A 12,803-nucleotide genomic window follows, 5' to 3' on the forward strand; every position below is an offset into this window, starting at 1 on the left:
GCACAAAAATAAATCAAACACAACACAAAAATGAAATTCAATTTAAAATTTCTATTTATCACATTCTTTATTTGTACGATTTCGATCGCTCAAAACAAAGGTACGATTTCTGGTGTATTAACCGACAAAGAAACCAACAATCAACCTTTACCTTTCGCAAATGTTTTAGTAAAAGGGACTACAACAAGTGCGAACACTGACATTGACGGAAAATATTCGTTGAACTTAAATCCGGGAAATTATATCGTTATTTTTAGTTTCGTTGGATATGAATCTGCAGAACAGCCAGTAACTGTTAAAGCAAATGAAACTATTACTGTAAATCAGGTACTTTCATCTGGGGGTTATACGCTAAAAGATGTTGTAGTAAAATCTACTGCAAGCAAAGAAAAAGAAACAGCCTTATTATTAGACCAAAAAAATGCTGTTGTTATTAAACAAAGTATTGGTGCGCAGGAAATGTCAAGAAAGGGCGTTAGCGATGTTGAGGAAGGTTTGACTAAAATAACCGGAATCACCAAAGTAGACGGAAGAGGATTATTCGTAAGAGGATTAGAGGATCGTTACAACAGCCTTTTAATTAATGATTTGGCTGTTCCATCAAACAATCCATTTAAAAAAATCATTCCTTTAGACATTTTTCCAACTGATATTGTAAGTGTTTTAGAAACGTACAAAACTTTCAATACTAATTTATACGGTGATTTTGCCGGAGCGACTTTTAATATCATAACAACTGCTACTGGAAAAAGTCAAACGAAAATTAATTTTGGAGCTGGCTACACTGTAAATAATAACCTAAAGAAATTCCTTATTTCCCAGGATGCAACTTCAACATCTGATTTTTTCGGGTTTTCAGGGAACGAAAGAGATTTACCGTCTGCCTTGACTAAAACTCCTAGTAACCAAACGTTAACTACAGACCAGGCTGCAAACGGATTTGGTTCAGGGTTTGATGTTAAAAGCGATGTAGCTCCTTTAAATACAAGTTTTGGAGTTACTCATTCAGAAAAATTCAACATAGGTAAAAAACAAAACGTATTTCAATATTTAATATCACTTAACTATGATAATAAATATCAAATTAGAAGTGGTGCCGATAGAATTTTCAATACTGCACAAGGAAATTATGATAACGATTTAAATACAACACAGTATAAATTTATTACAAACTCATCTGCATTATTAGGTTTAACCTATAAAACAAAAAGACTTTCTCTTACATCAAACACTATCTATTTAAAATCAACAGAAAATTTGATACAAGATCAGTTGGGTTATACAAATTCTAATGCAGCCCAAACAAATGGTTTTATAAGAATGAATCAATTGCAAGAGTCTGCTTTTTTTAATACACAATTGTTTGGTAATTATAAAATAACCGAAGATGAAAGACACACCATAAAATCTGGTATCTCATTCTCTACAACACAATACGAACTTCCTGACAGAAAATCTTTCAAGGGTATTCAAATGGATGACAACACAACGTCAATATCCTATACCGGAAACAGTATAACCAGACAATATCTTGATTTTAAAGGTGACCAACACATCTCTGGTTTACTAGAATACGGTTGGAAATTTGGAAATGAAGATCTAAGCAAATCACACAAACTTACAGCGGGATATAGTGGTTATATGAACAAAATGGGATCTGAATTTAGATTTTTAGTATCGCAAAATCTAAACTCAAATAGTGCTACTTTCCCAACTAATACTCCTGATGCCACTTTAAAGAATGAAATTTTAAATGACAATTTCACTTATAGAGAAGGAACAAACTCAACTTACAAAGCAATGTTAGAAGAGTTTATTAACGCTGGATACTTGGATTTAGCCTTAAAATTATCTGAAAAATTTGAATTAAATGTAGGTGCGAGAGTTGAACAGACTCATAGAGAAACAAAATACAAGTCAACAGGAAGTTTTGAAGATCCATATCAAATAATAACTACTGATAAAACAGATATTTTGCCATCTGTAAATACAAAATATATTATAAATGAAAATTCAAACTTAAGATTTGCAGCTTCAAAAACAATTACGCGACCTGTAATTATGGAGTCTTACCCTCTTGAGTTTGTAAATCCGGACGGTACTATCGAAAGAGGTAATGAATTTTTGACCAATAGTGCTAACTATAATTTTGATTTAAAATACGAATTGTTCCCAACAAGTAAGGAATTAATTTCTGCTACAATTTTCACTAAAATGATAGATAATCCTATCGAGAGATTATTTACAAACTCAGCAGGAAGTGGTGGACAAATTATAACATACGGTAACTCCAACAAAGCTTTACTATACGGTGCTGAATTCGAATTCTTATTTCAGTTAGAAAGAATTTCAAAATCATTATCTAATTTCTCTTTAGGTGCTAATGCAGCATTAATGGATACAAAAGTAACTATCGAAAAAACTTTTGAAAATGGAGTAAACAATCCTGAAACAATTGCAGTTGATGACAATCCATCGAGAAAACTACAAGGAGCCTCTCCTTGGATCTTAAATGCTGATCTTAGATACGATTCTGAATTTAGTGAAAAATGGAAAAGCTCTATGACTATGGTTTACAATCTTTATAGCAAAAGAATCTATGCTGTAGGTACAAATGGATTAGATAACTATTACGAAATGCCGTTTGGTAAACTTGATTTTATCTGGCAAAACAAAATTTCAGACAAATTTGATGTTAAACTTTCTATAGACAACATATTAAACCCGGCTTATCAAATACAAATGGGTGACAAGAGCAGAATCGAAATAACTGAAACCGATTTAACAGTAAGAGAATACAAAAAAGGAGTTGGTTTCTCTATGAACATATCTTACACATTTTAAAATAACACTTAACAATTACCAAACACAAACTTAAAGAGCAGGTGTTGATTTGATAACATTGTCTTAAATAGATTAAAAGAGACTCAGGTTAAATTTGTGGAAGATTGAAATAAATAAAACAAACACAAAACTTATGAAAAAATTAGTATTCTGCTTAGCAGTTTTAGGAAGTATCTTTACAGGATGCTCATCAAGTGACGACAATAACGAAGCACCGGTAAAACAACCAGTAACAGGAGAAATCTCTGCAAACATTACAGCAAATAAAACTTACGCATACGGTAACTATACATTAAAAGGAATGGTTAAAGTTAGCGAAGGTGTAACTCTTACTTTCGAAGCTGGTTCTACAATTACTGCTGACAAATCTACAGGAGAAAATGGTCTTATTATATTAAAAGGAGGAAAGCTAATTGCTAACGGTACAGCAGACGCTCCAATCGTTTTTACTGAGAAATCAAAAGTAGGTGGTTCTTGGGCTGGTATCATTATGTACGGAGATGCTCCAATTGTAAACTCAGCAACTGCTCCTGCTCCACAAACAGCAGTTTCAGAAGACGGTTTAAACTTAACATACGGTGGTTCAAATGCAGCACACAATGGTGGTTCATTGAAATATGTAAGAGTTGAATATGCTGGACAAGTAATTACAAGTAACAGTAAAGAAAATAACGGATTCTCATTCTACTCTGTTGGATCAGGAACTGTATTAGATCACTTAGTTGCTTACAAAGGTAATGATGACGGTTTTGAATTTTACGGAGGAACAGCAAGCTTAACAAACTCAATATCTTACGGTAATACTGATGACTCTTTTGACTGGCAAGACGGATGGAGAGGTCAAGAAAACTCAAACTGGTATGCATACCAAACTGGTGTTGCTAACTACGGTATCGAAGTAGAAGCTAAAAGTGTTGACAATGCATTCTGGCCAAAAGTTAATGGTATCACTCTTAGAAGAGCTGCTGGTACAACTACAGAAGCACAAAACGAAATTCAATTGGACGCTATCCAATTTAAAAAAGAAGGAAATGGTGATTATAACAACATCGTAATAGATGGTTATGTTAGCCAAACTACTCCAAAAGCTTACGAAGGTGGTGTGATTCAAATATTAGACAAAGCTACTTATGATCACCAAGTTGCTGCTGGTAAAATCAAATTAACTAACGTGAAAATTACTAACTCTCCTCTTACTTTCATTTCAGGAGTACCTGCTTCTTTCACAGTAACTGCAGCTAGTTTTGTTCCTGCAACAAACTGGACAGTTAGTACTACTGCTACAGGAGCTGTATTAACTGGAGGTGCATGGGCTACAGTTGATGGTGTAAATCTATTAGCGAAACTATAATTTCTTCACATATAAAATGTTAAAAACATCCTAAATTTTTAGGGTGTTTTTTTTTGGCGTAATTTTTGTAATTTTTTTTGTATATTTACGGTAATCAAAATAACGCGATGGCAAAAAACTACTTTTATATTACATTCTTATTGGCTTTTTTCTTTACTCTTAGTGTCTCGGCACAAGACAGTAAGCAATTACCAAAACCTCAAGAGTCTACTACCATTGAGGGGTTAAGCTTGTACCCTAATCCAGTAAAAAATGGAAAAGTATATATTTCTTCGAAAAATGATTTGGAAAAAGAAATTATCATTTTTGATGTTTTAGGAAAAAAAGTACTTCAAACACATTTAAGTTCAAAAGAATTAAACGTTTCAGATCTTGTACCCGGCGTTTACATTATTAAAATAAGCGAAGAAAATGCTTCTGCAACCAGAAAACTCATCATTCGATAAATTATAAAAAAGCTCCAATTTTCATTGGAGCTTTTTTTATGGTATTCAGTTGCCGTTTTCCGTTTTCAAACTTTGACCATAAATATATTATTAAAACCGCTGAGAAAAACCGGACTGAAAACCGGGACTGAAAACTGAAAACTATTTACAATTATACTTACCTTTGCAAAAAAAAAGTTTTGATTACAGCCAACGATATATTTACGATTTCGAGTCAGAAACAATTTGAAAAGATAGCTTTAAAAGTGTTTCGTTTTCAACATGAGAATAACGTTGTATATCGTGATTTCTGTGATTTTTTAAAAGTAAATCCACAGCAGGTAAAATCACTTAAGCAAATTCCCTTTTTACCTATTCAGTTTTTCAAGAGCCATGATGTAGTTTCTAATAATGATCCGGCGCAGGTTACTTTTACCAGCAGCGGAACAACCGGAATGATTACAAGCCGACATATCGTGACCGATGTTTCCTTATATGAGGAAAGTTATCGCAATGGTTTTTCGCAGTTTTACGGCAACATCGAAGATTACGTAGTTTTAGCCCTTTTACCATCTTATCTGGAGCGCGATGGATCTTCGTTAATTTATATGGTCGAAGACCTAATAAAACTATCCAATCAGCCTGAAAGCGGGTTTTATTTACACAATCACGACGACTTAATAAAAAAACTAACCGCTCTTGACGAATCCGGTCAAAATGTAATTTTAATTGGAGTTACTTACGCATTACTGGATTTGATTGAAAAGCATCAATTCAAGCTTCAAAACACGATAATTATGGAAACCGGAGGAATGAAAGGCAGACGTAAAGAAATGATCCGCGAAGAATTACACGAGATACTTTGTAAAGGTTTTGGCGTTTCGGCAATTCACTCAGAATACGGAATGACCGAACTTCTGGGACAAGCGTATTCTTTAGGCGAAGGCGTATTTGAATGTCCGTCATGGATGCACATTTTAGTTCGCGATCCCGAAGATGCTCTCACTTACGTGAAAGATGGAAAAACCGGCGGAATAAACGTTATTGATTTGGCCAACATCAACTCATGTTCCTTTATCGCTACGCAGGATTTAGGCAAAAAAAATCCCAACAACTCTTTCGAGGTATTGGGACGTTTCGATAATTCGGATATTCGTGGTTGTAATTTGATGGTTTTATAAATACCATTTCTAACTATCTACTTTCATTTCTATTTTAGATTCGTAAGAATATACGTAATTTAATAACCTATCGTTAATGTAGAAAAAATACTATATTTATATTTAAAACATACTTTTAAAGTAACATTTTAAATATGAAAAATATGAAAAAAATTACTTTACTAGTGCTTGTTTTTATAGGTTTTACAAGCTGGTCTCAAACTTACAAATTTCACACTTTGGAAGATTTAGGTCCAAATATTGAAATAGCTATTTCTGCTGGATGCACACAAACTGTAACAGTTGGACCAAATAGAGATGTGAATCTATATCAAAGTTTTAAATTAGAAGTAGGTAAAATTTACAAATCAGACCTTATTCAAGGATCAACCTTAGGATCAAGATATTACAGAGTACTTTACGCTGTTGATTATTATCTTGACAGAGGAACTGAAATAGATGAGCCAGCGAATTTTGAACTGATTCCAGATTTATGCAATGCTCTATCATGGAAATACATCAGACCAATCTTATTAGGCTCAACCGTGCAGGAAGCTCAAAATAATTTTTGTTCAAATTTAAGTGTAAACACTCTTAGAGAAAAAGTAAATATTAAAATCGAAAAGCCTTTAAACAAGGGTGATGTATATTATATGGATTTTGGAAAAGGTCCTAATTATTATTTAATTACCGCATCTGATCTAGAAGCAGGAGACAGTGAATATCAATTAGACTCCACAGATAGTAATTCTCTTTTTTCTTTATTTTCATTTAACTGTTCAAAACCAGATATAAAAGCTGCATCGATTTCACTTGATAATTATAATAATTCTTATCGTGGAACAAAAAAAATAATGACGTATTCTATGTCTCAAATAGGAACTAGTGTTCAAAACGGAACTACTGGATTGACATTTTATCTTTCTCAAAGTAGAAATTTTGTCAACTCAAACGACATAAAAGTATTTACTGATGGTTTGAGTGCAGAACAAACAAATTATTTTAGCAATTCTACATTTACTTCATTTTTCACTATCCCTTCCAACGTTAGTAACGGTAAATATTATTTAACCATGAAAGTAACAAATAGTGAAGATTTTAATTCTTACAATAACATAATATCCACATCATCACAAATTATTGTACAAGACGGTACACCTAGCACAACTCCTACACCTCCAACAACACCCCCAACCACACCTCCAACAACTGGAAAACCAGATTTAACTATTGATTCAAATAGTACAATTATATATAGTGACTGCTTCGACTGCAGCTCAATATTAAGCAATTTAGGAAGCAAAAGACACAGAATAAATAATCAATCGGGAATATTTAACATATCATTATTAGCAGTTAAAAATGCAGGAAACGCAATTTCAACTCAAACAAATGTCACCTATTATTTATCCTCGAACAGCACCCTTGACACAGGCGATATAAAATCAAATGGAAGCAATATAAAATTCAATGCCATTAATCCAGGAGAATTATCTGTAATATCAGGTGGCAGTATATTTCCTTCTAATTTTGGTAATATTGGAACGGCACTAAACGGAAATTGGAATATTTTAATGGTTGTTGACGATTCTAAAACAATTACAGAATCAAACGAGAATAACAATGTAACAGTTATTCCTATCACTTTTTATAATCCTTTTGCAAAAGTAGCTCCAGCTTCACTCGAGGCTGATCTACCTATTGAGCCATATTTGATAAATGTTTATAATTTTGAAGGACAAAAAGTTTTAACCAAAAAAGTTAACTCTATAGAAGAAGAAAACAAATCATTAGATTCATTAAAAAAAGGCATTTATATCATTAAATCTAAAGACGAGACACGAAAAGTTGTTAAATAATAATATTCTTAAATAAAAAAGCATTAGCCGCGGCTGATGCTTTTTTATTCTTTAACTAAAAGTTCTGAATGAGAATTAAACCACTCTTATAACAAAATAATTCTTCTTCCCACTTTGCAACAACACAAACTGATTATTAATTAAATCATTTGTCGTCAATACAAAATCTTCTTTTATTTTCTCTCTGTTTACTGAGATTGAGTTTGCTGTTAGTGCACGTCTAGCTTCTCCGTTTGATTTAAAGAAACCTGTTTTTTCATTTAAAACAGTAACAATATCCAATCCGTTTTCTAAATCAGCTTTTGCGATTTCAGCTTGAGGAACTCCGTCAAAAACTTCTAAAAAAGTTGTTTCATCCAATTTCTTCAGATCGTCTGCAGTAGAATTTCCGAACAAAATATTCGAAGCCTGAATTGCTTTTTCTAATTCTTCTTCAGAGTGAACAAAAATCGTAATTTCTTCAGCCAGTTTCTTTTGTAAAACTCTTAAATGCGGAGCTGTTTTATGCTCTTCGATCAAAGCATCAATCGTTTCTTTATCTAAAAAAGTAAAGATTTTAATGTATTTTTCAGCATCAACATCTGTTGAATTTACCCAAAATTGGTAAAATTTATATACCGAAGTTTTATCAGCATCCAGCCAAACATTTCCACCTTCAGATTTACCAAATTTAGATCCGTCTGCTTTTGTTATTAATGGAGTTGTAAGAGCAAAAGCTTTTGCATTTTCTCCTCCCATTCTGCGCACTAATTCTGTACCTGTGGTGATATTTCCCCATTGGTCAGAACCTCCCATTTGCAAAACGCAATTGTTGTTTTTATATAAATGATAAAAATCGTAACCCTGAATTAATTGATAAGTAAACTCTGTAAAAGACATTCCTTCGCCTTCTCCGGCAAATCTCTTTTTTACTGAATCCTTCGCCATCATGTAATTTACCGTGATACGTTTTCCAACTTCACGTGCAAAATCAATAAACGAGAATTCTTTCATCCAGTCATAGTTGTTTACCATAACAGGAGCATTTTCTTCTTTTGAATTAAAATCTAAGAAACGAGACAAAACACTTTTTATTCCTGCAACGTTTTTAGCCAAAGTTTCTTCGTTCAGCAAATTTCTTTCGTCAGATTTACCAGATGGGTCACCAATCATTCCGGTTGCACCACCAACCAGGGCGATCGCTTTATGACCGGTTCTGTTTAAGTGAACCAATAAAATAATCTGAACCATACTACCAATATGTAGCGAATCTGCCGTTGGATCAAAACCTATATATGCCGTTGTTACCTCTTTAAGCAATTGTTCTTCCGTTCCTGGCATGCTATCATGATATAATCCGCGCCACTTTAATTCTTCAACTAGATTCTTCATTTTTAAAATAATTTGTGCAAATGTAATCAATGTCAATCTCAATATCAAAAAACAATTACAATGTAATTTGCCACAAAGGCACTAAGACACAAAGAATAAATAAAAACTTCGTGATTTTGATGCAAATAAAAAAACAAAAAAACTTTGTGCCTTTGTGCCTTCGTGGCAAAACTTTTGTGCTTTTGTAACAAAATCGGTATATTTACAAAATGGTATTAGTAACTGGAGGAACGGGTTTAGTTGGCGCACATTTATTACTTCATTTAATTGAAAATGGAGAAAATGTAAGGGCGATTTATCGAAACCTAAACAACATTCAAAAAACAAAATCAGTTTTTGAATTGTATAATAAAGGCGATTTATTCGAAAAGATCCATTGGCTTGAAGCCGATATTCTTGATGTTCCTTCATTAGAAACTGCTTTTATTGGTATTGACTACGTTTATCATTCAGCCGCATTAATATCCTTTGACCCTAAAGACGAAGAATCACTACGAAAAACCAATATCGAAGGAACAGCCAATATGGTTAATTTTTCTATTGCCAAAGAAGTCAAGAAATTTTGTTTTGTAAGTTCCATTGCCGCTTTAGGAGACATAGCACCGCACGAAACCTATATTACCGAAGAAACAGAATGGAATCCTGAGAAACCCCACAGCGATTATGCGATTTCTAAATATGGTGCCGAAATGGAAGTTTGGCGTGCACTTCAGGAAGGTTTAGATATTATTATCATAAATCCAGGTGTGATTTTAGGCCCAATTGCAGCAACAAAAATTTTTGATGAAGGAAGTGTCGAATTGTACCGAAAAGTAGCGAACGGGCTTTCATTTTACACTCTTGGAAGCACTGGCTTTATCACTATCAATGATGTCGTACGAATTGCAAATGAATTAATGAAAAGCGACATCAAAAACGAACGTTTTACTTTAATCGCCGATAATATTGTTTTTAAAGACATACTGCACACAATTGCAGATACTTTAAAAGTAAAAAGACCTAGTACTCATGCTAAGCCATTATTAATGAATTTTCTATGGATTGCGGATGCGGTGTTTTCAACTTTATTTTTTCAAAAAAGAAGTATTACCAAAGCAACTGCAAAAGCTTCTTATTCTAAGAATTTGTACTCCAATGAAAAAATAAAAACCGCTCTGGGAACGGTTTTTTTAGATGTACATCAATACATAAAAGAAGTTTCGAAGTTATAAGACTATCTCTTTTTTCTTAACTGTATTAATTGTTTTATAGAATCTATAGTTGCCTGCTGCTTCACAGGTTTCTTCACTGCTTCTTTAATAGAATCTTTTTCTTTCTTTTTCTTGTCTTTAGCCGCTTTTTTGTCTTCGATTTTCACAATCGAATCTGTAGCTCTTTGATTGACAGACAAACGCTTTCCAATTTCATCAAACATTTCCTTGTACGCTTCATAGTCAGTTGCATAATACATATTGCTTTGTGCAAACTGCAAACTGTCAACTTTATACTTTTTCAAAATAAACTTTACAGGATCTGTTTCAACTGAGTCTAATGAGATCGGATTTTGATATTTCATTGCATCCAAAAGAGACAAATCATACATAATATCAATCATCTTTTCTTTCTGTATAAGTTTTGCAGGCTGTTTGACCAACTCTTTTTTACAACTTACAGAAAGAAACAAAACCAATACTATTATTATACAATTTTTCATTTCAGCTTTTTATCTGTCAAACAATAATCTTTTTCCGTTGCGAAGGTCTTTTACTTTAAAATTATTATAAACCAGTTCACCATTCACGAAAGTGTGGGTAATTCTCGATTTAAAAGTATAATTTTCGAAAGGCGACCAACCGCATTTTGCTAAAATATTTTCTGGTTTTACGCTCCATGGCAAACTTGGATTCACAATAACCAAATCAGCAAAATAACCTTCTTTTATAAAGCCTCTTTTTTCGATTTTGAAAATTTTAGCCGGATTGTGGCACATTTTCTCTACAATTTTCTCTACAGTAATTTTCCCCTGATGATGCGCTTCGAACATTGCTACAACAGCATGTTGCACAAGCGGACCTCCAGAAGGCGCATTTAGATACGATTGCATTTTTTCTTCTTTAGTATGCGGCGCATGATCTGTAGCAATTACATCAATACGGCCATCATTTAAGGCTTTCCAAAGCTCTGCTCTGTCCTGAGCCGTTTTTACAGCAGGGTTCCATTTGATGAAATTTCCTTTTGTTTTATAATCCTCATCGGTAAACCAAAGATGATGTACACATACCTCAGCGGTAATTTTTTTATCTTCTAATGGAATTTTATTGGTAAACAACTCCATCTCTTTCGCAGTCGAAAGGTGAAAAATATGCAAACGAGCCCCGGTTTTCTTTGCCAGCGCCACAGCTTTTGATGATGAAATATAACAAGCCTCTGCACTACGAATCAAATGGTGCGCCGTTACGGGAACATCATCTCCATATTGTTCTTTAAAAGCGGCAAGATTATTCTGAATCGTAGTTTCGTCTTCACAATGCACAGCAATTAACATTGGCGTGCTTGAGAATATCTTTTCTAAAGTCGCTTCGTTATCCACCAACATATTTCCGGTAGATGAACCTAAGAAAATCTTAATTCCCGCAACATTTTTCGGATTGGTTTTCAAAACTTCTTCCAGGTTATCATTGGTTGCCCCCATCATAAACGAATAATTCGCAAATGATTTTACGGCAGCAATTTGATATTTATCTTCTAAAATTTCTTGAGTAACCGCATTAGGAACAGTATTAGGCTGTTCGATGAATGAAGTTATTCCTCCCGCAACCGCAGCTCTTGATTCTGATTCGATATCCCCTTTATGTGTTAACCCAGGCTCTCTAAAATGCACCTGATCATCAATAGCACCCGGAATTAAATAACTTCCTTCGGCATCTATTACTTTACAATCGGATGTTTTTAAGCTAATACTATCTGCAACTTCAACAATTAAGTCGTTCTCAATCAAGACATCACCTTCAAAAATAGATCCTTCGTTTACTATTCTGGCATTCTTTATTAAAATCTTATTCATCACCGTGGTATTATAATGTATTGATTAATTTTTTTAATCTAAGGGAAATTACACCCAAAATAGCTTCTTTGATAATGGCATTGCTCATTTTCGAAACTCCTTTTGTTCTGTCTGTAAAGATAATAGGAACTTCGGTAATTTGAAATTTGGCACAATATGTCCTGTATTTCATTTCGATCTGAAAAGCATAACCCACAAATTTTATTTTGTTAAGATTGATTTTTTCCAGCACTTCTCTTTTATAACAAACAAAACCTGCCGTAGCATCATGTATTTTCATTCCGGTAATAAACTTCACGTAAACAGAGGCAAAATAAGACATTAAAACACGACTTAGTGGCCAGTTTACAACGTTTACGCCTGTTACATAACGGGAACCAATAGCCAGATCCGCTCCGCCAAAATGGCAAGCATCAAATAATTTTTCAAGATCATTGGGGTTATGAGAAAAATCAGCGTCCATCTCAAAAATGTAATCGTACTTGCGCTCCAAAGCCCATTTGAAACCGTGAACATAAGCAGTTCCTAAACCTGATTTTTTGGCTCTTTTTTCTAAAAACAACCTATCAGGAAATTCTTCCTGCAACGCAATTACCTTATTGGCCGTAAAATCCGGCGAATTATCATCAATAATCAAAAGATGAAAAGGTTTGTGTTGCGAGAGTACAGCTCTTACTATACTTTCAATATTTTCGATTTCGTTGTAAGTGGGGATTATGACAATACAATCATTCATTTTTCTGCGTAAAT

At 33.6% G+C, this 12,803-nt stretch carries 10 protein-coding genes; 6 read left to right on the top strand and 4 right to left on the bottom strand.

The window, feature by feature from the left end; genetic code table 11:
- The first annotated feature begins 30 nt into the window (after positions 1-30).
- The 5 genes from FLP_RS05920 (at position 31) to FLP_RS05940 (ending at position 7,639) form a co-directional block, all read left to right on the top strand.
- A complete protein-coding gene (locus tag FLP_RS05920; protein WP_083195803.1) occupies positions 31-2,844 on the top strand; it encodes a TonB-dependent receptor in 2,814 nt (937 codons plus the stop codon).
- Between the two features lie 133 nt (positions 2,845-2,977).
- A complete protein-coding gene (locus FLP_RS05925; protein WP_065448602.1) occupies positions 2,978-4,195 on the top strand; it encodes a hypothetical protein in 1,218 nt (405 codons plus the stop codon).
- A 107-nt stretch (positions 4,196-4,302) separates the two neighbouring features.
- A complete protein-coding gene (locus tag FLP_RS05930; RefSeq protein WP_065448603.1) occupies positions 4,303-4,641 on the top strand; it encodes a T9SS type A sorting domain-containing protein in 339 nt (112 codons plus the stop codon).
- Between the two features lie 179 nt (positions 4,642-4,820).
- Positions 4,821-5,801, top strand: a complete 981-nt coding sequence (locus FLP_RS05935; RefSeq protein WP_065448604.1) for a LuxE/PaaK family acyltransferase — start codon at positions 4,821-4,823, stop codon at positions 5,799-5,801.
- A gap of 143 nt (positions 5,802-5,944) precedes the next feature.
- Positions 5,945-7,639 (top strand): CARDB domain-containing protein, encoded by a 1,695-nt coding sequence (locus tag FLP_RS05940; protein ID WP_065448794.1) that lies wholly within the window; start codon positions 5,945-5,947, stop codon positions 7,637-7,639.
- A 75-nt stretch (positions 7,640-7,714) separates the two neighbouring features.
- Here the strand turns inward: FLP_RS05940 and tyrS are convergent, their stop codons facing one another.
- Complete coding sequence (gene tyrS / locus FLP_RS05945; protein WP_065448605.1) at positions 7,715-9,010, bottom strand: tyrosine--tRNA ligase; 1,296 nt, start codon at positions 9,008-9,010, stop codon at positions 7,715-7,717.
- 209 nt (positions 9,011-9,219) lie between these two features.
- On the opposite strand from tyrS, the gene FLP_RS05950 reads away from it, so the two are divergent.
- Complete coding sequence (locus FLP_RS05950) at positions 9,220-10,221, top strand: NAD-dependent epimerase/dehydratase family protein (protein ID WP_065448606.1); 1,002 nt, start codon at positions 9,220-9,222, stop codon at positions 10,219-10,221.
- Between the two features lie 2 nt (positions 10,222-10,223).
- Here FLP_RS05950 and FLP_RS05955 read toward each other — a convergent pair whose 3' ends face one another.
- From FLP_RS05955 to FLP_RS05965, 3 genes are read right to left on the bottom strand one after another with little or no spacing between them, the layout of a single operon-like run.
- Complete coding sequence (locus FLP_RS05955) at positions 10,224-10,703, bottom strand: DUF4296 domain-containing protein (protein ID WP_065448607.1); 480 nt, start codon at positions 10,701-10,703, stop codon at positions 10,224-10,226.
- Between the two features lie 9 nt (positions 10,704-10,712).
- On the bottom strand, positions 10,713-12,053 hold the full coding sequence (locus FLP_RS05960; protein WP_065448608.1) for a dihydroorotase: 1,341 nt from the start codon (positions 12,051-12,053) through the stop codon (positions 10,713-10,715).
- Positions 12,054-12,063: 10 nt separating this feature from the next.
- On the bottom strand, positions 12,064-12,789 hold the full coding sequence (locus FLP_RS05965; RefSeq protein ID WP_065448609.1) for a polyprenol monophosphomannose synthase: 726 nt from the start codon (positions 12,787-12,789) through the stop codon (positions 12,064-12,066).
- Positions 12,790-12,803: the final 14 nt, after the last annotated feature.

The sequence above is a fragment of the Flavobacterium piscis genome (assembly GCF_001686925.1).
GTDB lineage: Bacteria > Bacteroidota > Bacteroidia > Flavobacteriales > Flavobacteriaceae > Flavobacterium > Flavobacterium piscis.

What these genes read in the sequence shown, in the direction of transcription:
- FLP_RS05955 (WP_065448607.1), bottom strand. Translation starts at nt 10,703, where the DNA reads ATGAAAAATTGTATAATAATAGTATTGGTTTTGTTTCTTTCTGTAAGT.
- FLP_RS05925 (WP_065448602.1), top strand. Translation starts at nt 2,978, where the DNA reads ATGAAAAAATTAGTATTCTGCTTAGCAGTTTTAGGAAGTATCTTTACA.
- tyrS (WP_065448605.1), bottom strand. Translation starts at nt 9,010, where the DNA reads ATGAAGAATCTAGTTGAAGAATTAAAGTGGCGCGGATTATATCATGAT.
- FLP_RS05950 (WP_065448606.1), top strand. Translation starts at nt 9,220, where the DNA reads ATGGTATTAGTAACTGGAGGAACGGGTTTAGTTGGCGCACATTTATTA.
- FLP_RS05960 (WP_065448608.1), bottom strand. Translation starts at nt 12,053, where the DNA reads ATGAATAAGATTTTAATAAAGAATGCCAGAATAGTAAACGAAGGATCT.
- FLP_RS05920 (WP_083195803.1), top strand. Translation starts at nt 31, where the DNA reads ATGAAATTCAATTTAAAATTTCTATTTATCACATTCTTTATTTGTACG.
- FLP_RS05930 (WP_065448603.1), top strand. Translation starts at nt 4,303, where the DNA reads ATGGCAAAAAACTACTTTTATATTACATTCTTATTGGCTTTTTTCTTT.
- FLP_RS05965 (WP_065448609.1), bottom strand. Translation starts at nt 12,789, where the DNA reads ATGAATGATTGTATTGTCATAATCCCCACTTACAACGAAATCGAAAAT.
- FLP_RS05940 (WP_065448794.1), top strand. Translation starts at nt 5,945, where the DNA reads ATGAAAAAAATTACTTTACTAGTGCTTGTTTTTATAGGTTTTACAAGC.